This is a genomic window from Aeromonas sp. ASNIH1 (assembly GCF_002934285.1).
Lineage (GTDB): Bacteria > Pseudomonadota > Gammaproteobacteria > Enterobacterales > Aeromonadaceae > Aeromonas > Aeromonas caviae.
Genome location: NZ_CP026228.1, coordinates 3730425 through 3749771, shown reverse-complemented (window position 1 = coordinate 3749771; position 19347 = coordinate 3730425). Strand labels below are relative to the sequence as shown.

The window sequence follows — 19347 nt, the reverse complement described above, 5'->3', positions numbered from 1 at the left end:
GGGTATCAAGGGATGGGGATCACAGCCCTTTCTTTTGCAGCTCGGCCTTGAAGTTGTCGCGGGTGATGAGTACCACGTCGGTCACCTCGGTGAACTTGGCAGGCTCGGCGCCGTTGACGACCCAGTCATGGAGCATCTGGATGCTCTTGTAGCCGTGTACGTCCGGGCTGGGCAGCAGGGAGCCGAGGAAGCCGGTGGCGCTGGACTTGGAGAGCTCGTTCACCGCATCCACCCCGTTGATACCGATGCCGATGACGTTCTCCGCCTTGAAGCCCTGCCCTTCGGTAGCGCGCACGCCGCCGAGCACGGTGTTGTCATTCATGCCGACGATGAGCCAGTTCTTGACCTCGGGGTGTTGCACCAGCATGGAGTTGGCGGCATCCAGCGCCCCCGGAATGTCGTTGCTCTTGGTGGGCGCGTGGAAGATCTGGCCCTCGGGGAAACCGGCGGCCTTGAGCGCGCCCAGGGAGCCCTCGACCCGGCGACGGGCGGTGTCGAGCTCGTCGGCGGTGATGGCGAGCACCCCGGTCGCCTTTACGTCCCACTGGCGCTTTTGCATCTCCTTGTAGAGCTCCTGACCCTGACGCTCGCCAATCTTGGTGGCGGCCATCATCACCAGGGGCACTTGCTCCATGGGCTGGCCCTTGGCGTTGACGAACTGGTCATCCACCGTGATGACCTTCAGATCCATGCTGTTGGCCTTGGCCATGATGGCGGCACCGAGTTTGGGATCAGGGGTACAGATGACGAAGCCCTTGGCGCCATTCGCCGCCAGACTGTCGATGGCATTGAGGGTCTTCTCCCCGTCGGGGACGGCTATCTTGATCACCTCGAAGCCCAGTTCCTTGCCCGCCTTGTCGGCGAAGTTCCACTCGGTCTGGAACCAGGGCTCCTCGGGCTGCTTGACCAGGTAGCCCAGCTTCAGCGCTTCGGCCGAGAAAGCAGAATTTGCCATACCAAGGGCGAACCCCATCGCGATCATGCCTTTAACGATTTTGTTCATGCGAATGTCTCCAACGGTTCTATCAATCCATGTATCCACGCAGTGCTGCTCGTTGAGTCAATCAAGTCGCAGCCATATAAAAACATGCTTAAACAGGACGTTATTGTTGTTGCTGATTGAGCGAACCAAGTTGTAATCGTTTTCACAATTAAAAATGGAGAGCAGGATCACGCCATGAGATTGCAGCCATTTCGTCTATATAATTAGCAATTTCGTCACATATTGAATTTTAGAGAGCCGTCACCCTGTCGCACTGACAGCGTTAAAATCCATATTTCCAGCAGCCAATGGCTAACCGCCCCTCCTGCCCATCTCCTATGGTTCCCCCCAGTCACCCCTCATTGATGGTCAGGAGCACTTATGTCTGAGCACATCGTCATCGGACTCGATTTCGGCAGCGACTCGGTCAGGGCACTCGCCGTGCGCTGCCAGGACGGCGCCGAGCTGGCGACCCATGTCGTCTATTACCCGCGCTGGCAGGCAGGCCACTACTGCCAACCGGTCAACAACCAGTTCCGCCACCACCCCCTCGACTATCTGGAGTCCATGGAGCAGGCAGTGGTGGCGGTGGTGAGCCAGCTCACGCCGAGTCAGCGCACCGCCGTGCGCGGCATCGGGGTGGACAGCACCGGCTCCACCCCCGCCCCCATCGACAGAGAGGGGCGCGTGCTGGCCCTGCGTCCGGAGTTTGCCGACAACCCCAACGCCATGTTCGTGCTGTGGAAGGATCACACCGCCATCGAGGAGGCGGAGGCCATCACCGCCCTGTGCCACGGCGGCCAGTTCCCCGACTACAGCCGCTACATCGGCGGCATTTACTCCTCCGAGTGGTTCTGGGCCAAGATCCTGCACGTCTCCCGCGCCGATGCCGCCGTGCGCGCCGCCGCCTGCAACTGGGTCGAGCTGTGTGACTGGGTCCCCGCCGTCCTGAGCGGCACCCAGGCCCCGGCCACCCTCAAGCGCGGGCGCTGTGCCGCCGGCCACAAGTCCCTCTGGCACCCGAGCTGGGGCGGCCTGCCGCCCGCCGACTTCCTCAATGCCCTGGATCCCCTGCTGACGGAGGATCTCGACTTCCCCCTCTTTACCGGCAGCTGGACCGCCGATCTCCCGGTCGGCACTCTGACCCCGGAGTGGGCGGAGCGGCTGCACCTCTCCTGCGAGGTGGTGATCGCCGGCGGCGCCTTTGACTGCCACATGGGGGCGGTGGGAGCCGGGGCCGGCAACAATGCGCTGGTGAAGGTGATAGGCACCTCCACCTGCGACATCCTGATCGCAGATGAGGCCACCATAGGTGATCGGGCCATTGCCGGGATCTGCGGCCAGGTAGACGGCAGCGTGGTGCCGGGCATGGTGGGGCTGGAGGCAGGACAGTCCGCGTTCGGTGACATCTATGCCTGGTATCAGCGCCAGCTCGGCTGGCCCCTGGACAGCCTCGCCGCCCAGTATCCGGAGCTTCGCACCGCCATCGAGCGCCACAAGCAGGCCCTGTTACCCAGCCTCGCCGCCGCCTGGGATCAGCAGCGCGACCTGGCGCACCTGCCGGTGGTGCTCGACTGGTTCAACGGCCGGCGCACCCCCTATGCCAACCAGCGCCTGCAGGGCACCCTCACGGGGATCAACCTCGGCACCGATGCCCCCGATCTCTTCGGTGCCCTGGTGGCCTCCACCGCCTTCGGTGCCCGCAGCATCATGGAGTGCATGACCAGTCAGCAGGTGCCGGTGGAGCAGGTGATCGCCCTTGGCGGCATCGCCCGCAAGTCCACCACCGTGATGCAGACCTGCGCCGACGTGATGAACAGGCCTATCCAGGTGGTGGCCTCGGATCAGTGCTGCGCCCTGGGGGCGGCCATCTTTGCCGCCGTGGCGGCCGGGATCCACGCCGATGTGGCCAAGGCCCAGCACCACATGGCGAGCGCCGTGGAGCGCACCCACCAGCCACACCCCGAGCGGGTCGCCGAGTATGAACGCCTCTACCAGCGCTACCTCGCCTGGGGCGCCGCCGCCGAACCGCTCTACAACCGGGGGGTGCCGGCATGAACCTCAAGACCCTCAAGGATCAGGTGCTCGCCGCCAATCTGGATCTGCCGCGCCATGGCCTGGTGACCTTCACCTGGGGCAACGTGAGCGGCATCGACCGAGAGCGCAATCTGGTGGTGATAAAGCCAAGCGGCGTCAGCTATGAGCGGATGCGGGTCGAGGACATGGTGGTGCTGGATCTGGCGGGCAAGCAGGTGGAGGGGGACCTTCGCCCCTCCTCCGACACCGCCACCCACCTGGTGCTCTATCGCGCCTATCCGGAGCTTGGCGGCGTGGTGCACACCCACTCCACCCATGCCACCGCCTGGGCCCAGGCGGGGCGTCCCATCCCCATTTTCGGCACCACCCAGGCCGACTACTTCCACGGCGAGATCCCCTGCTCCCGCCTGCTCACCCCGGGCGAAGTGGAGGAGGATTACGAGGGGCTGACCGGTCATCTCATCGTCGAAACCCTCAAGCAGACCCCCATCCTCACCATGCCGGGGGTGCTGGTGGCCAACCACGGCCCCTTCAGCTGGGGCAAGAGCGCCGAGGATGCAGTGCACAACGCCGTGGTGCTGGAAGAGGTGGCCCGCATGGCCTGGCTCACCGGCCAGATCAACCCGGGGGCCCGCCCCCTGCCCGATTACCTGCTGGAGAAGCACTACCAGCGCAAGCATGGCAAACACGCCTATTACGGCCAGACAAAAGCCTAAAAGAGGACAAACTCATGGAATTGATGAAACAGCTGGAAGTGTGGTTCCTGGTCGGCAGCCAGCACCTGTATGGCGCCACCACATTGAAGCAGGTGGCCGATCACGCCCACACCATCGCCAGCCAGCTCAACGAGGGGGCGAACCTGCCCCTCAAGATAGTGCTCAAACCCACCGGTACCACCCTGGATGAAATCAGCGCGGTGGCCCGGGATGCCAACCACGACGAGCGCTGCGCCGGGCTCATGGTGTGGATGCACACCTTCTCCCCCGCCAAGATGTGGATCCCGGCGCTGAGCCAGTTGCAAAAGCCCCTGCTGCAATTTCACACCCAGTTCAACCGGGATCTCCCCTGGAGCGAGATCGACATGGACTTCATGAACCTGAACCAGACCGCCCACGGCGGGCGCGAGTTCGGCTTCATGGGGGCCCGCCTGCGGCTGCCGCGCACCGTGGTGGTGGGTCACTGGCAAGATGAAGAGGCCAGACAGAAGATTGGCAACTGGATGCGCATCGCCGCCGCCATCCACGACAGCCGCCACCTCAAGATCGCCCGTTTTGGCGACAACATGCGCAACGTGGCGGTCACCGAGGGCGACAAGATTGAGGCCCAGATCCAGTTCGGCTATCAGGTGAACTACCACCCGGTCGGCGATCTGGTCAAGGTGATCGATGCCGTGCCCGAGAGCGACATCGAGGCGCTGCTGGCCGAATATGAAGCGACCTACACCCTGACCGAGGCGGTGCTGGCGGGTGGGCCGCTGCGTGCCTCCTTGTACGAGGCGGCGCGCCAGGAGCTGGGGATGAAGAAGTTCCTCACCGACGGCGGCTTTGGCGCTTTCACCACCACCTTCGAAGATCTCTATGGTCTGCACCAGCTGCCGGGCCTCGCCTGCCAGCGTCTGATGGAGCAAGGCTTCGGATTTGGGGCAGAAGGGGACTGGAAGACAGCGGCCCTCTTGCGCACCCTGAAAGTGATGGGATATGGCCTTGCGGGGGGTGCCTCCTTCATGGAGGACTACACCTACCATCTGGAAGCGGGCAACAACCTGGTGCTGGGGGCCCACATGCTGGAGGTCTGCCCCTCCATCGCCGCAGGCAAACCCGTGCTGGACGCCCAGCACTTAGGCATAGGCAAGAAAGCCGATCCGGCCCGCCTGCTGTTCGCGGCCCCGGCGGGCAAGGCGGTCAACGCCAGCCTCATCGATCTCGGCAACCGCTTCCGCCTGGTGGTCAATCAGCTGGAAGTGGTGGACCTGCCAGAGGCCATGCCGAAACTCCCGGTGGCCAGCGCCCTGTGGAAACCCCTGCCGGACCTGCAGACCAGCGCCGAGGCCTGGATCCTGGCGGGCGCCGCCCACCACTCGGTGTTCACCCAGGCGGTGGACATCGAGCAGCTGCGCACCTTCGCCGACATCATGGGTATCGAGTTTGTGGTCATCGACGAGCACACCCGCATCCCCGCGCTCAAGGAGCAACTGCGCTGGAACGAGGTCTACTACAAGATCTGCCAGTGACCCTTTAATCGGCCAGCGGCCATCACCATGACTGTATGGAGATGGTATTCACCTGACAACAGCCCCGCCCGCGGGGCTGTTTCATTTCGCGTCCCTCAGGGATGACCCTCCCCCTCCAGCAGCCAGTGACAGACTCGCTGCACCCCGTGGCGCTGGCTGTCGGGCCGGGCGATCAGGGCGTATTCGTGATCCGTCTCCAGCACGGGGGCAAAGGGAGCGACCAGGGCGCCGCTCTCCAGCTCCTCGGCCACTATGGTGGGATCCCCGAGAGAGAGGCCAAACCCCTGCAAGGCGGCATTCATCGCCAAGTCCAGGGTATCGAACAGCTGCCCCCCCTGGGGCTGCCAGGGGATGTCGAGGAAGGCAGCGAACCAGTTGCGCCAGTCCCGCCTATCGGCGCTGGCATGGATGAGAGGCAGCAGGGGCAGCTCGTTCAGGTCGCGCTCGAACAGACGATGCTTGGCAGCAAACGCCGGGGCGCAGACCGGGGTCAGCCGTTCCCGAAACAGGGGCTGGCTGTGGGGATAGCGCCCCAGGCAGGGCTGGTAGACGATGGCGAGATCGAAGGGCTCCCGGGAGAAGTCGATGCCATGGCTATGGCTGCCACGCACCTCCACCGCCTCCCCCTCGAACGCCTGCAACCGCCGCAGCAGCCAGCGGCTGGCGCAGGAGGGCACCTTGATGCTGATCGCCTGTTCGTGGGGCAGGGTCTGCAAGGCGCTGAGCCCCTCCCCCATGCGGGCCAGCCCTTCACGAACGAAAGGCAGCAGCCGCTCGGCGGCGGGGGTCAAGGTGAGACAACGGGTGCCGCGCACGAACAGCAGGTGGCCCAGGCGCGCCTCCAGCTGGGCGATCTGCTTGCTCACCGCCCCCTGGCTCACGCACAGCTCGTCGGCAGCCAGGGTAAAACTCAGGTGGCGGGCAGAACACTCGAAGACCTGCAGGCCATAGAGAGGCAACTGAGTACGCGGCTGGGTGGACAACATGACAAGCCTCCATGCTTGAGAAAAACTCATGCATACCATGCCGAATAATCCGTTGTCCGGCAAGCCTTGGGGGGGCTAAAAAGGGACCTCTTTCACACACGCAGGTGACGGCCCCATGTCCATCCCCCAGGTTTCCAGCAAACTGCCCCAGGTGGGCACCACCATCTTCACCGTGATCGGGGATCTGGCCGCCCGCCACCCCAGCATCAACCTCTCCCAGGGGGCGCCGAGCTTCCCCTGCGATCCCGAGCTCATCCGGGTGACCCACGAGGCCATGCTGGCCGGTGAAAACCAGTACGCCCCCATGACGGGGCTGCCTGCCCTGCGCGAACAACTGGCGGCCAAGATTGCAGCCAGCTACGGCCATCACTATGACGCGGGCGAGGAAATCACCATCACCGCCAGCGCCAGCGAAGCCCTGTTCTGCGCCATCACCGCCCTGGTTCACCCCGGCGACGAGGTGATCATGTTCGAGCCGGCGTTTGACAGCTACCGCCCCATGATCCAGTTGCAGGGAGCCACCCCTGTGGTGATCGCCCTCAAGGCGCCGGATTTCGCCATTCCCTGGGACGAGGTGGCCGCCCGCATCACCCCCCGCACCCGCATGATAGTGCTCAACACCCCCCACAACCCCACCGGCACCGTCTGGCAGGCAGGGGATCAGGAGCGCCTCGCCCGCCTGGTGCGCGGCACCGACATCCTGATCCTCTCGGACGAGGTGTACGAGCACGTGGTGTTCGACGGCGCCCTGCACCAGAGCGTCATCCGCTATCCGGAGCTGGTGGAGCGCTCCGTCGCCGTCTTCTCCTTCGGCAAGACCTTCCACGTCACCGGCTGGCGGGTGGGCTACTGCGTGGCTCCCCGTCCCCTGATGGAGGAGATCCGCAAGGTGCACCAGTTCGCCATGTTCGCCGCCGACACCCCCATGCAGTACGGCTTCGCCCACCTGTTGCAGCAACCGGCCCACTATCAGGGGCTGGCAGCCTTCTACCAGCGCAAGCGTGACCTGCTCGCCTCGGCCCTGGCGGATTCGCGCCTGACCCTGCTCCCCTCGGCGGGCAGCTTCTTCATGCTGGCGAGCTACGAGCGGGTAAGCGACGAGCCCGACAGCCTCTTCGTGCAGCGGCTCATCCGCGATCACGGGGTCGCCACCATTCCGGTCTCCGCCTTCTATCACGACGGCACGGATCAAAGAGTCATCCGCCTCTCCTTCTCCAAGGATGACGACACCCTGCTGGCGGGCGCCGAGCGCCTGTGCGCCGTCTAGGGGGCACCATGGATTCACTGCGCGTTGCCGTCCTCCAGATGGTCTCCGGGGATGACCTTGACCACAACCTGACCCAGGCCGAGGCGTTGCTGCGTCAGGCCGCGGCCGAGGGGGCAGAGCTGGCCCTGCTGCCCGAATATTTCTACCTGATGCCGGTCGATGAGCGGGCGCGCGTGGCCCTGGCCGCCCCCGTTGGCGATCACCCCCTGCTTGCCTGGGCACAAGGCTTGGCCCGGGAGCTCGGGCTCTGGCTGCTGGCGGGCACCCTGCCCCTTGAAAGCGAGGAGCCAGGCAAGATGCACAACAGCAGCCTGCTCATCGACCCGCAAGGGCAGCTCGCAAGCCGCTACGACAAGCTGCACCTGTTTGGCTTTTGCACCGGGCAGGAGCAGTATGACGAGGCCGCGACCATGACCCCGGGCCGGGAGGTGGTGAGCCATCCCCTGCCCTGGGGCGTGCTGCGCCTCGGGATCTGCTACGACCTGCGCTTCCCGGAGCTGTTTCGCCTGGGGCCCGCCCCCGATTTCATCGCCCTGCCCGCGGCCTTCACCCACACCACCGGGCTCGCGCACTGGGCGCTGCTGCTGCGGGCCCGTGCGGTGGAAAACCTGGCCTTCGTGTTTGCCAGTGCCCAGGGGGGACATCACCCCGGTGGGCGGCGCACCTTCGGCCACAGCATGATCATCGATCCCTGGGGCCGGATACTGGCCCAGGTAGAGGAGGGTCAGGGCATGGCCATCGCCACCCTGGATCTGGCAGCACAGCGCACGGTGCGCAGCCAGTTGCCGGCCCTCACCCATCGCAAGATAGCCGTCGGCCCTTGAGGCCGGCACCCTTTAGCACGCTAGGAATGACACCACACTTCAAGGGACTGACCATGAAACTCAACACACTGATGATGCTGATGGCCCTGGCCACCGCCGGCCAGGCCGCCGCCAAACCCCTGGTGATCGCCACCGATGCCACCTATCCCCCCTTCGAGATGGTCGACAGCAGCGGCAAGCTCGGCGGCTTCGAGGTCGATCTCGCCTATGCCCTGTGCGCGGCCATGAAGACCGAGTGCGAGGTGATCAACCAGCCCTGGGATGCCCTGCTGCCGGGCCTGCAGGTGCGCAAGTACGACGCCATCATGTCCTCCATGAACATCACGGACGAGCGGCGCCAGAAAGTGGACTTCAGCCAGGTCTACTACATGATGCAGAACCGCTTCGTGGGGCGCAGCGACAAGGCGGCCGACTTTGCAGACGATCCGGCCCACTTCAAGGGCAAGGTGATCGCGGTGCAGGAGGGCACTCCCCAGGACAACTTCGTCACCGCCCGCTATGGCGAGGTGGCCAAGATCAAGCGCTACGTCAACGCCCAGTCTCCCATGCTGGATCTGCAGTCCGGCCGCGCCGACTACACCTTCGGCAAGATGGTGCAGTTGAAGGTCGGCTTCCTCGACAAGGAGATGGGCAAGCAGTTCGCCTTCGTCGGCCCCCAGTTCAACGGCACCCAGGACAAGATCCTGGGAGAAGGGGTGGCGGTAGCCCTTCGCAAACACGATGACAAGCTCAAGGCCCGCTTCGATGCCGCCATCGAGAGTGTCAAGGCCGACGGCACCTTCAACACACTGCTCAAGAAGTACCAGCTCGAAGATCTGCTCTGATCCCGGCATGCCGGCCCCCTGGACAGTTGCAAGGGGCCACGGCAACAGGGCGGCCATTGGCCGCCCTGTGTCGTTTCCCGGCCTCTCGCCGTTATTGGGCCAGGCCCAGGTGTCCGGCAATCTCCTGATACAGGGTCTGGTAGTTGTCGTCGAAGTGGTGGGAGCCCGGCAGGGTCACCGTCGTCACGTTCGGCTGCTGCAAGCGCGGACAGAGTTTGACCGGGGAGTCATCCTCCGCCCCCTGCACGCAGAGCAGCGGCAGAGTCTGAATGCGTGTCACCTCCGGCAGGGTGGGATAGCTGCCCCCCTTGTCGTGCACCACCATGTCGCTGACGTGGATTTCGAAATCCGACGCCGTCGAGGGGGAGAGCATCACGGCCCCCGCCAGGCTGCCGCGATAGGCTGGCGGCAGACGATTGATGACGAAGGGCACTATCTCGGCACCAAAGGAGAAACCCACCAGCAACCAGCGCTGGCGCCCCCAACGGGACTGGTACTCGGTGAGGATGCGCACCAGATCCGCCGTCGCCTGCTCCGGCGTCTTCTTCTTCCAGTAATAGGAGAGCGAGCTCCAGCCCACCACCGGCATGCCGTGGGCCTGCAACTGGGCGCTGAGCCCCTTGTCCAGCGCCGCCCAGCCGCCATCCCCGCTCATGAAAACCACCATGGGGGCAGACGAGGCTTGCGCCACCGGCAACTCCACCAGCCCCAGCTCCGCACCGACCCGGCCCGGCTGGGCGGCCACTGCCGGCAAGGTGAACGAAGAGACGAAACAGCAAATCAACAGCAACAACATGGCTCTCATGGGCCAACTCCTATTTTTTCATGAGCCCGAAGGGGCCGCGACTGATGAGGGAGACGAGATGGGTCAAGGTGCGGGGCAGCACCAGATGGCCGGTACAGAGCAGGTAGCGGGGCTCCCACCTTGGGCCGAACTTCTCCTTGTAACGCCGCAATCCCTGGAAGTTGTAGAAACGGCTGCCCCGGGTGAACAGGGTGTTGCCAAGGCGGGCCCAGTAACCGCCGAGGGGGTTGTCGTTGAAGCCCGACATGGGGGCCATCCCCAGGTTGAAGCTGGCATAACCCTCCTGCTTGCCCCACAGCAGGAGCTCGACAAACAGGAAATCCATGACAGGCGCCGCCCCTGTGTCGAGGCTGTAGCGCATCAGATCGATGGAGAGGCTCTCCTTGTTGTCGCTGGTCCATAGGTTGGCAAACCCGACGATCTGCCCCTCCCGCCGCACCAGCGCCATCGGGTTGAGGGTGAGGTAGGCGGGATCGAAACTGCCCACGGAGAAGCCCTTCTCCCTGCCCTGCTTGCTGTGCAGCCAGCTGTCGGAGATCCCCTTCAACTCGGGCAGCAGGGGGGCAATCTCACCGGGGGCCACCACCTCGAAGCGCAGCCCTTCCCGCTTGCCCTTGGCGTGACTCTGGCGCAGGTTGCGCAGGCGACTGCCGGCGAGATCGAAGCTCGGCAGATCCACGATGGCCTCCTCCCCCAGCTTGAAGGGGATGAGCCCGAGATCCAGATAGACAGGCAGATAACGGGCCGACACCTGGTAGAAGACAGGGCTGACGTCGTGCTCGTCACAGCGCTCGCGAAACTGCCAGAGCAGCTCCTCCACCAGAGAGGGCTGACCGACGGGATCCCCCATCACTATCCAGCTACTGCCCTCGGCCCCGTACATGAGTAAGGCCTCGCCGCTGGGGTGGAACAGCAGGGACTTGTCCCCGAGCTGGGCCAGGTAGCCGTGGCCTCCCCCTGCCCGCATCACCAGCCCATGGGCACGGGAGAGCGCCTCGGCATCCGGCTTGCCGACGGGCAGGCGCAAGGGGGCCAGCAGATGGGCCACCCCGACCACCGCCAGCACGCCGATGACGCTCCCCATGGCGCGCAGGGCACGGGAGGCGGCCCCGGGCCCGTGGGCCGAGACGTGCAGCCAGAGGGAGGGGTCGTACTCCACATGGCGGTAGGAGAAGAGCAGCAACCACAAGGCCCCCAGCAGCACGGCCCCCACCGACATCAGCCAGGAAGGGGTGAACCGGGCGTGAAGCAGGGAACCCTTGCGATAAAAGAGAGGGCGGCAGGGGGTGATGATGAGCAAGAAGCCCCCGAGCAGCAGGGCGGACTCCCAGTCAAACCCCTTGAACAGGGAGAACAGCATGCCAAGCCCCAACAGCCACTGGGTGATCCTGAATGCCCCGTCATGACGGCGGTAGAGGCTGTGGGCCAGCAACAGCAGCAACACGCCGCTGACGCTGCCGAGCACATGGGAGAGCTCCAGCAGGTGCAGGGGCAACACCTCCAGGAAGGCTTCGATCCGCCCCCTCATAGTCGGGATCATCCCGGAGCAGAGCAGCAGGGTGCCCGCCGCGAAGGTACCCATGCTCACCAGGGCGGGCACGAACTCCCGGGTCGCCATCATCACCCCCTGCAGCCGGTGCAGGCGGGCCCGCTGTTGCAGCAGCTCCTGACCTGCGAACAGCAGCAGGGCACAGAGGAAGGGCAGGAAGTAGTAGACGCAGCGGTAGATAAGCAGGGAGGCGAGCAGCTTGTCCACCGGCAGATAGTGGGTGAGCAGCAGGCTCATGCTCGCCTCGAAGACCCCGATGCCCCCCGGCACATGGGCCAGCACCCCGAGCAGGCTGGAGAGCACGAAGGCACTGAGCAGCACCGGATAGGGCACGCTGCCCGATGGCAGCAGCACATAGAGCACGGCGGCGGCGGCCATCCAGTCGAGCAGGGCGATGAGCAGTTGCAGCAGGCGGTATCTGATGCGCGGCAGGAACAGCGGGTGTCCGCGCCAGACCAGGGCTGTCCCCGGCCACACCAGATACGCCAACACCGTCAGCAGGGCCAGGCCCCCCGCCAGTTGCAACAACCCGGTCGCCCAGCGGGGCCAGTCCACCAGCAGGGCCGCCCCCTGCCCCAGCAGCAGGGCACTGCCCCCCCAGCCCAGCAGACCGAGGAAGAAGGTGATGGAGCAAAAGAGGATTACCCTGGCCACCTCCCCGGTGCCAAGCCCCAGGGAGGAGTAGAGCCGGTAGCGTACCGAGGAGCCGGTGAGCAGCGCAAAGCCCAGGGTGTTGGAGAAGGTGTAGGCGATGAAGGAGGTCATCCCCACCTGCTGCCAGGGCAGGCGTTTGTCCAGCACCTTCAGTGCCAGCAGATCATAGCAGCAGAGGCAGCCATAGCTGAGCAGGGTGAGCAGCAGGGCGCCCCCCAACTGCGGCAAGGGTTGTGACCAGATGGCCTGGCGGATGTCGTGCCAGTGCCACAGGTGGGTCAAATGATAGAGGACGGTCAAGGCCGCCCCCAGCAGCAGCAGGCTGCACAGGGGGCCTATCCAGATCAACAGCTGACGCCGCATTCAAGATTCCTGTCAAAAAGCGTGGAGAAAGAGAGCCTCCGAAAGCGGGCGGACAAGGCGCCCTCCCGGAGTGACTCCCCCACAGGCGGCGCGTGACGCCGCACGTTCACGGGGGCAATCCTATGATTTACCAGGCCCTGCCCGCTCGCCACTTTTCTTCTGTAACCTTATGTACAGGCAGACAAAACATCCCCGTCCGGGATAGAGGCAGGAGACGCCATGACACCCTCCCCCCTGATAAGACGCTTCCCCCAAAACGCCCTGGGGCGCGATCTGGCCGTCGGCGACATCCACGGCCACTTCGCCCTGTTGCAGCAGGCCCTCGACACCCTGGATTTTGATCCCGCCCGGGACCGTCTCTTCAGCGTCGGGGATCTGGCGGATCGCGGGCCCGAGTGCAGCGAGATGATCCACTGGCTGGCCAGACCCTGGTTTCACCCGGTCTGCGGCAATCACGACGACTACGTCTGCCGTTACGAGAGCTGCGATCGGGAGAACTGGATCCGAAACGGCGGCGGCTGGTTTCAGCACCTGACCCCTGCCGAGCAGGCGGCGTTCGCCGTCCACTACCGCAGCCTGCCCCTGGTCATCGAGGTGGCCACCCCGGCCGGTCCGGTCGGGCTGCTTCACGCCGATTGTCCCTTCTCCTCCTGGCAGGGGCTGCTGGACCAACTCGATGCCGGGGTGAGCGGCGGACGGCTTCGGGCCATCAAGAACGTCTGCCTCTGGTCAAGGCGCCGTATCGAACGGCTGGACGAGAGCGGGGTCGCGGATCTCGCCGCCCTGGTGGTGGGCCACACCCCGGTGAGGGAGCCGGTGCGCCTTGGCAACGTCCACTACATCGACACCGGCGGCTGGTATCCCGAGGAGGGCGGCTACTTCACCCTGCTAGACCTCAATACCCTGACCCCTCACTTTCCCCTGCCCTGAGCCGGACCGATGGGATGATCAGGCTCACGGACAACGCCCACTGCCCATTAAAGCGCCAGGCGAACGCCCCGGACTTCGCTCTGCCAGCGCGATGGTTTACCATGCAGGCAATTGCGGTGCATGGCACCCCCACCCAGGCGCCAGGCGCCGCCGTCATCGGACACTCCTTTCGAGCAACATGAGCACATCAGCGCACCCGGCCAGCGGGCCCACGTTCTATTTCCACGTTTTGCAATATGTCTTTTTTAATGGCCTGATTTATAAAGATTTATGATTCTAACGCTGATGAGAGTGGTACACAATTGGGACGTGGTGAAATTTGAGGGGCATTGCTACAGATAGTAACACTCTTCGACTGAGCAACTTAACCGACAGGATTTCATCCGTTTTTGCCGTAATAGAGCCAAGCCAGACCCGTCCAGCTGTTTCATATTTGAAACATCACATGCAGAAGTTCGTAGACATAAACTGCAGAAGTTCATTTTCCTGTTATATTTAAATCACTTGCTGAAGAATTCAAACAACATCACTCAAGCCTGAAAGGCTCCCCCATGTAGAAAGCACCCACCAGAAGACCATAAACAAGCCGCACTCGCTCATCCCTGCCTAACAGCACACCGAGTAGCACTTCGCCGCTTGCCAAATCGTCACCATGCCAGAAGCACCAGAGGGCGACTTCTACCACATCCAGCCGGCTGGCATGGCCCAGCTGATTGCGAGACTTGCGCCGCCAGCTACCACGCACCACCGAACCAGTATTCGGGGAGCGGGCAGCTAACGCCCGCTGCTCCATCACGCTTGGTGTGAGTCCATCCAGCTTGGCCTGACGACGACCCCCTCCCCGCAGCAATTTGTCAAGCAACAGCGCCAACAAGCGAAATACATCCTGATCTTCAAAGCAGGCATACTTCCCCAGCAAGTCGACAGCACTGGTTGTATGGAGATGGTTTTCACCTGACAGTTTAATGCGCGCCGTTGCCCAGATAGCTCAGTCGGTAGAGCAGGGGATTGAAAATCCCCATGACAGTTTCCATACCACAGCTCTGGATAGCACACCCCACAAGGCTTCGCTTTCAATGCGAGGCCTTTTTGTTATGCGTCTCTGGTCAATCTCTGGCAAGGTTGCTCACCGAGCACTGGATTAATAATCCTCTTACCTCTGCTCCGCTGCTTCATCTGACAACAGATAGCAAAGTACGCCCCCCTCCCCTGCAATGACCTCCGCCTCCTACGAACAACGCGTGCCCTCCCAGCCAACTCTTGTGTGATACCGCTTATGTGATACAGGTTGTGTCGTGAGCCGAATCCCCGTTATTATCGGCTCACTATGTGAGCCAAATACGCATCAGATTCGGCTCACATATCGAGCCGAATATGCATTCGATTCGGCTCATCGGTGACGTGACCTGTAACAATAAGGGGATGGGCAAGCAGATGACTGAAGATTGGATCTGGCAGCATGAGGGCTGGCCACACTTTTGCTGGCAAGATGAACCGCTACAGCCACGGCTGCGCACGGCGCAACGCAATCTCGGGATCCTCCTCGGCACCCATTCCGTTCACGGCTCTACGCAAACGCAGCAAGCCCAGGCGCTCGATACCCTGCTGGCGAATATCCTCGCCTCATCGGCCATTGAAGATGAACGGCTCAATGCCCAATCGGTACGCTCATCGCTGGCCCGTCGCCTCGGCGTATCCGAAGAACAGCCCTACCCCATCTCGGATCGCTCCGAAGGCTTGGCTGCCATGATGCTCGATGCCATCGACAATCGACATCAGCCGCTAACGCTGGAGCGCCTGTTGCAATGGCATCACTGGCTGTTTCCTGCCGACGACTGGACATTACAGCGTGTGCGGGTGAGCCAGCTACGCGGTGAAGAGCCGATGCAGGTGGTATCCGGGCGACTGGATCGGCCCACAGTGCATTTCGAGGCCCCGCCACGCCAGGGTCTTGAGCAGGCACTCGCCTGCTTTATCGACTGGTTCAATGCCAGCCTGAACGACCCCAGCCAGGATCCACTGCTGCGCGCCGCCATCTGCCACCTGTGGTTTGTCACCCTGCACCCCTTTGATGATGGTAATGGTCGTATCACCCGTGCCCTCACCGATCTGGCGCTCTCTCAGGCCGACAGCCAGAGCATCCGCCTGTATGCCATGTCGGTGGCGATCCTCGAACAGCGAGCCGATTACTACCGTGCTCTGGAACAAACCCAGAAAGGCGGACTGGATATCACGGCCTGGCTGATCTGGTTTCTGGATACGCTCAATGCCACGTTGGAGCAGGCCCAACAAGCGATCACCCGCACCTTGGCCAAGAGCCGTTTCTGGCAGCAACACGGCAGCGAACCACTGAGTGCCGAGCAAATCAAGGTGTTGAACAGGATGCTGGACGGCGGCGAGAGCGGTTTTTTGCAGGGTATCAGCGCCAGCCAATATCAGAAGGTGGCCAAGGTCAGTAAAGCCACCGCAACCCGCCATCTGGCCGACTTGTTAGAGAAAGACTGCCTTGAAAAAATGCCTGGGGGCGGTAGAAATACCCGTTATCAGATCAAGGTGACGCCGTAAGAGTAGTGATTTTGGTCAATGTGCATGTTCTAAACCGAAGATTATCAGGGCATTACGGGTAACTGACAGGCGAGCAAATCGTCGTGATCCGGTCTTTCCGCGCAACCAAGCGTAATCTGTATTTTGGTTAAACTGTGCGCTAGCACTGTGTAATCCACAATCTCACTGCAACAGCCTGCACCATGGCGAGCGTCGGTAACACATCAGCTGAATGCTTAAACCCGGGCACCCATCCGCTAAAAAGATCAACGGTCTGATATAGAGAGTCCGCGCAGATCTACTGAGGTAGATACATGAATTACAGCATCAATGATTTCGGCAATTCTGCTTCCAGACTTGCCGGTAACTCGCAAGCCCAGTTCCAGTGAATATTCGAATGACCATCTATTCATGTTCGCCGACCCAACATAAGCTGCCTGGGCGTCAACCAACACCACCTTGGCGTGGAATGTTTCATAGCCAGCCGTATCGGCACGGCCTAGTCTGAAGTTGTAACAACGAACACCCAAGGCGTTTAGTTGTTCGGCGACTTTTTCCAAGCCTACAGGCAGGCCGCTGTCGGAGCCACATCGAATAATCAGCTCACGCCTCACATCTGGGCGTGTATTGGCGAAAAGGCTGGCGATGATGTCAGCACCGGTATCATCAACAAACGGGGTCATGATGGCAAAACGCTGGGTGGCCTGCTCCGCCATCATCGGCAATAGGTCTCTAGTATTGATAAGGCCCCAGTCACCCCGAAGAGTGTTATCCAATGCCTGAGCCACCCGGCTGGAGCCGGCTGGCTTGGTTAGCACCACATCAACCTCGTCGTTCGCGGTATGTACTTCCGAACGATAGATCTCGACGGCAAATAACATTGAGGCGAGCTCAGCAAGTCGTTTCGGCTCATGCAGCGACCAAGTCAGACCGGAACTGCGTTCGATCAAGCCGACGCGCTGCGCCGAGACAAGAAAGGCTTCCACTTCCGCGCAGTTGGATTGGGAGAGCCCCGACATCGTGCACACATTCCTCAGATTTACCGTTCCCCCCAGGCGTCCGTCGGCAACCGCTGCACAGATTGGTGCACCGACTCGACTATGTGGAGCCAAGGCCACCAGAAAATCCGTGTACTCAGTAAGTCGAACCGCCATTGGTTACCTCAAAGAAACCAGGAATCCGTTGGGCCTTATGCGTTAGGTCTTCACGTGGCGCGAGCCCACCCCGAAGCACGGCACGAGAAAGCAGTTGATTCTGGGCGATACATGTCGTCTCCGGTACCATGATGCAGTCTGGGCACGCGCCGCCGTGGAAGTCGCATAAACTGCCGGAGTTGCAACGATGTGACGTAGGATCAAGTAGTTGATAGAGGAATTGGTTGTGCTCGTTACGCCACAGCGATGAAAGATTACCCAAGTCCATTGTGGTGCCGTTGCGATAGACCACGAACGCAAGGTCGGCCGGAAACAGGTATTCACCAAGTGAGCCCACATCCAGACCCGAGAGTTCAGCTACCGTCTTCGTGAATAGATGGGCATAGCTGTGCAGCAGGGTGTAGAGGTAGCGGTAGGTGCTTGCCTCCCCGGGGTGCAATGAAGAGAAGTAGCGCCCAAATGGCTCGGCGGTCTGAATCAAGGCACCACCTAGTGAAATCTTGTCGGCAGGGTTCCATGCGGGGAGGTCTACCACCCCGACCTTTTGGAGCCACTCGTAGACAAGCTCCGGTTTCAACTGCACGTAAATAGCTTCGTTCGATTGGGTTACCACATAGATGGGACGCTTACCGTTGCGCAGCGACTCAAAGAGCTTCAGCCGAACAGGAACATCCTGGCCGCGCTTTTCCATCACTGGGGTAGCGTTGACACGGGTATAGCCATGGGTGAACTTGCAGAGGTCGAACTCCCGGATCAGACCCAGTTCGTTCATACCAAGCATTCCCATCAGCCGGCGGGTCTCCTGTTCCTGCGCTATCTTATCGTGCTCGTCCTTAGGTGCCAGGTCGTTGTCCAAATGGTGGAAACGAACAAAGGGAGCGCGTTCGCCACGCACGGCGGTCCGACTTAGTTTGCTACGCGTCAGTGCTTCGTGCTCCACGGACAGCACAAACGGGTCGTAGCGACTGGAGAATTCGAAACGGGAAGCCATCATTTCGTGAAGCACTTGCGGCAGTTCGCTCTTAACTGGGATTAAGGGTTGTTCGCCCTCTTGCCAGCGTTTGATGAGCTTCTGCTGCTCGTCGGCCATCTTTTGCGCAGTAGTATGATCCCCCATGCCTTCGAGGAGGCCCCTCATCTTGGCGTGGGTCTCGTAACTTTCCCATTCGCTTGCATGGCCACCGCGCAGGAGGATGTCCTTCATCTCCACCTCCGTCGGCAGGCTGCCGCCAAAGCCATATTGGCTGGCGATGAAGCTTGCGAGTTCCGCTTCATGCCCTTCGGCAAGGAGCGCTAGCAGGCCTTGGTCCTTCTGCGAGAAGACCACGAACTGTTCGGACTGGGCGTAGAATGCAGATGATGCTCGGTACGAAATGGGCTCCATACGGCGCTCACCAACTCGCTTGCCCGCCGTCTCTCGGAATACCTCTGTCGTGAAGGGGTCGTTCTGGAGCCACGTGGCCCGCTCCTGGTGGCCGCATTCGACACACTGGAAAGACCATTCCCCGATGCGCGGTGATTCAGTGTTGAGGAGGAAGTTCTTTTTTCCGCAATGAGAACAAGCCTCTCCCGCGAGCCAGGCTTTGTTTTCCTTATCCGACCATTCCCACATGCCCGGCATGGCCGGCTGCCATTCACCGGACCAGTGCACGAAAATCACGTCGAGCTGCCGCCACTGGCATTTGCCCTTCGCTTTCGGGTTTGGGCAATGCTTGCGGGAAAGGTGGTCAAAGTCTTCGGCAAGCTTTGCTACGGAATCGTATGTGCGGAACTGCTTGCAGGTATTGCAGACAAAGGTTAGCGGCGCCGGTGCATAACCTATCTTTGACGGATTGACGAAGGCGATATTCGATGAGCCCAGGAAGGCGAGATTGTCGTCCTTCAGGAGCATTTCATCCACGCATTGCTGCGGCGAAATCGGGCGGTTGGCGGTACTAATGGCGTGCGCTCGAGAGAACCAGCTTTGCCAAACCTCACGCAGGCGCAATAGGATTTGCTCCTTGGTCGGCTCGTCAATCGGTGCCTCATCGACGACGTCAGCCTGGTCGGGTAGCGCAATGCAGGAGCCCAGTCCGCCTTCAAAAGTGAAAAACGAGCCCGGGGCGTACGCCGTTGCGAGTTGGTTGCGTGACCGGCTCATTACCGGCGTTGCGGGTTGTTTGCGTTCGTCGTCAGCAAGAAAGGGATGTGGCATGGTT

15 protein-coding genes are annotated in these 19347 nt (G+C 62.1%); 8 read left to right on the top strand and 7 right to left on the bottom strand.

What is annotated here, in order from left to right; all coding sequences use genetic code 11:
* Positions 1–19: 19 nt before the first annotated feature.
* The gene (locus C2U37_RS18315; protein WP_052815225.1) at positions 20–1003 is read right to left on the bottom strand and encodes an arabinose ABC transporter substrate-binding protein; all 984 of its coding nucleotides are present in this window, start codon (positions 1001–1003) and stop codon (positions 20–22) included.
* Between the two features lie 360 nt (positions 1004–1363).
* On the opposite strand from C2U37_RS18315, the gene C2U37_RS18310 reads away from it, so the two are divergent.
* Genes C2U37_RS18310 through araA form a run of 3 tightly spaced genes read left to right on the top strand, consistent with a single transcriptional unit; the run spans position 1364 to position 5249 of the window.
* Positions 1364–3040, top strand: coding sequence for a ribulokinase (locus C2U37_RS18310; RefSeq protein ID WP_010674474.1), 1677 nt, complete (start codon positions 1364–1366; stop codon positions 3038–3040).
* Positions 3037–3735, top strand: coding sequence for an L-ribulose-5-phosphate 4-epimerase (locus tag C2U37_RS18305; protein ID WP_010674473.1), 699 nt, complete (start codon positions 3037–3039; stop codon positions 3733–3735). Before C2U37_RS18310 ends, C2U37_RS18305 begins: the two co-directional genes overlap by 4 nt.
* Positions 3736–3749: 14 nt before the next feature.
* Positions 3750–5249: an L-arabinose isomerase gene (gene araA / locus C2U37_RS18300; RefSeq protein ID WP_010674472.1), complete on the top strand. Its 1500-nt coding sequence runs from the start codon at positions 3750–3752 to the stop codon at positions 5247–5249.
* A gap of 95 nt (positions 5250–5344) precedes the next feature.
* Here the strand turns inward: araA and C2U37_RS18295 are convergent, their stop codons facing one another.
* Positions 5345–6235, bottom strand: coding sequence for a LysR family transcriptional regulator (locus C2U37_RS18295; protein WP_010674471.1), 891 nt, complete (start codon positions 6233–6235; stop codon positions 5345–5347).
* 115 nt (positions 6236–6350) lie between these two features.
* On the opposite strand from C2U37_RS18295, the gene C2U37_RS18290 reads away from it, so the two are divergent.
* Genes C2U37_RS18290 through C2U37_RS18280 form a run of 3 tightly spaced genes read left to right on the top strand, consistent with a single transcriptional unit; the run spans position 6351 to position 9150 of the window.
* Positions 6351–7502 carry a methionine aminotransferase gene (locus C2U37_RS18290; protein WP_104452870.1) on the top strand — a complete coding sequence of 384 codons (1152 nt, stop codon included), beginning with the start codon at positions 6351–6353 and terminating at the stop codon, positions 7500–7502.
* Between the two features lie 8 nt (positions 7503–7510).
* Complete coding sequence (locus tag C2U37_RS18285; RefSeq protein WP_010674469.1) at positions 7511–8326, top strand: carbon-nitrogen hydrolase family protein; 816 nt, start codon at positions 7511–7513, stop codon at positions 8324–8326.
* Between the two features lie 53 nt (positions 8327–8379).
* Entirely contained in the window at positions 8380–9150 is a 771-nt protein-coding gene (locus C2U37_RS18280; protein WP_104452869.1) for an ABC transporter substrate-binding protein, read from the top strand.
* Between the two features lie 91 nt (positions 9151–9241).
* On the opposite strand, the gene C2U37_RS18275 is transcribed toward C2U37_RS18280, so the two are convergent.
* Complete coding sequence (locus C2U37_RS18275; RefSeq protein ID WP_010674467.1) at positions 9242–9955, bottom strand: AcvB/VirJ family lysyl-phosphatidylglycerol hydrolase; 714 nt, start codon at positions 9953–9955, stop codon at positions 9242–9244.
* Positions 9956–9965: 10 nt separating this feature from the next.
* Positions 9966–12521: a bifunctional lysylphosphatidylglycerol flippase/synthetase MprF gene (gene mprF, locus C2U37_RS18270; protein ID WP_010674466.1), complete on the bottom strand. Its 2556-nt coding sequence runs from the start codon at positions 12519–12521 to the stop codon at positions 9966–9968.
* A gap of 219 nt (positions 12522–12740) precedes the next feature.
* On the opposite strand from mprF, the gene C2U37_RS18265 reads away from it, so the two are divergent.
* The gene (locus C2U37_RS18265) at positions 12741–13451 is read left to right on the top strand and encodes a metallophosphoesterase (protein ID WP_104452868.1); all 711 of its coding nucleotides are present in this window, start codon (positions 12741–12743) and stop codon (positions 13449–13451) included.
* Positions 13452–13977: 526 nt separating this feature from the next.
* On the opposite strand, the gene C2U37_RS18255 is transcribed toward C2U37_RS18265, so the two are convergent.
* A complete protein-coding gene (locus tag C2U37_RS18255) occupies positions 13978–14370 on the bottom strand; it encodes an ADP-ribosylglycohydrolase (protein WP_233768428.1) in 393 nt (130 codons plus the stop codon).
* Positions 14371–14873: 503 nt separating this feature from the next.
* Between C2U37_RS18255 and C2U37_RS18250 the strand changes: the two genes are divergently transcribed.
* A complete protein-coding gene (locus C2U37_RS18250) occupies positions 14874–16016 on the top strand; it encodes a Fic family protein (protein ID WP_233768427.1) in 1143 nt (380 codons plus the stop codon).
* Between the two features lie 245 nt (positions 16017–16261).
* Here C2U37_RS18250 and C2U37_RS18245 read toward each other — a convergent pair whose 3' ends face one another.
* Together C2U37_RS18245 and C2U37_RS18240 are read right to left on the bottom strand one after the other, a co-directional pair.
* On the bottom strand, positions 16262–17014 hold the full coding sequence (locus C2U37_RS18245; RefSeq protein WP_158656283.1) for a phospholipase D-like domain-containing protein: 753 nt from the start codon (positions 17012–17014) through the stop codon (positions 16262–16264).
* Positions 17015–17129: 115 nt separating this feature from the next.
* Positions 17130–19343 carry a hypothetical protein gene (locus C2U37_RS18240; RefSeq protein WP_104452865.1) on the bottom strand — a complete coding sequence of 738 codons (2214 nt, stop codon included), beginning with the start codon at positions 19341–19343 and terminating at the stop codon, positions 17130–17132.
* Between the last annotated feature and the right edge of the window lie 4 nt (positions 19344–19347).

Coding starts and splice junctions, on each gene's coding strand:
- C2U37_RS18315 (WP_052815225.1), bottom strand. CDS start 1,003: ATGAACAAAATCGTTAAAGGCATGATCGCGATGGGGTTCGCCCTTGGT.
- C2U37_RS18310 (WP_010674474.1), top strand. CDS start 1,364: ATGTCTGAGCACATCGTCATCGGACTCGATTTCGGCAGCGACTCGGTC.
- C2U37_RS18305 (WP_010674473.1), top strand. CDS start 3,037: ATGAACCTCAAGACCCTCAAGGATCAGGTGCTCGCCGCCAATCTGGAT.
- araA (WP_010674472.1), top strand. CDS start 3,750: ATGGAATTGATGAAACAGCTGGAAGTGTGGTTCCTGGTCGGCAGCCAG.
- C2U37_RS18295 (WP_010674471.1), bottom strand. CDS start 6,235: ATGTTGTCCACCCAGCCGCGTACTCAGTTGCCTCTCTATGGCCTGCAG.
- C2U37_RS18290 (WP_104452870.1), top strand. CDS start 6,351: ATGTCCATCCCCCAGGTTTCCAGCAAACTGCCCCAGGTGGGCACCACC.
- C2U37_RS18285 (WP_010674469.1), top strand. CDS start 7,511: ATGGATTCACTGCGCGTTGCCGTCCTCCAGATGGTCTCCGGGGATGAC.
- C2U37_RS18280 (WP_104452869.1), top strand. CDS start 8,380: ATGAAACTCAACACACTGATGATGCTGATGGCCCTGGCCACCGCCGGC.
- C2U37_RS18275 (WP_010674467.1), bottom strand. CDS start 9,955: ATGAGAGCCATGTTGTTGCTGTTGATTTGCTGTTTCGTCTCTTCGTTC.
- mprF (WP_010674466.1), bottom strand. CDS start 12,521: ATGCGGCGTCAGCTGTTGATCTGGATAGGCCCCCTGTGCAGCCTGCTG.
- C2U37_RS18265 (WP_104452868.1), top strand. CDS start 12,741: ATGACACCCTCCCCCCTGATAAGACGCTTCCCCCAAAACGCCCTGGGG.
- C2U37_RS18250 (WP_233768427.1), top strand. CDS start 14,874: ATGGGCAAGCAGATGACTGAAGATTGGATCTGGCAGCATGAGGGCTGG.
- C2U37_RS18245 (WP_158656283.1), bottom strand. CDS start 17,014: ATGTCGGGGCTCTCCCAATCCAACTGCGCGGAAGTGGAAGCCTTTCTT.
- C2U37_RS18240 (WP_104452865.1), bottom strand. CDS start 19,343: ATGCCACATCCCTTTCTTGCTGACGACGAACGCAAACAACCCGCAACG.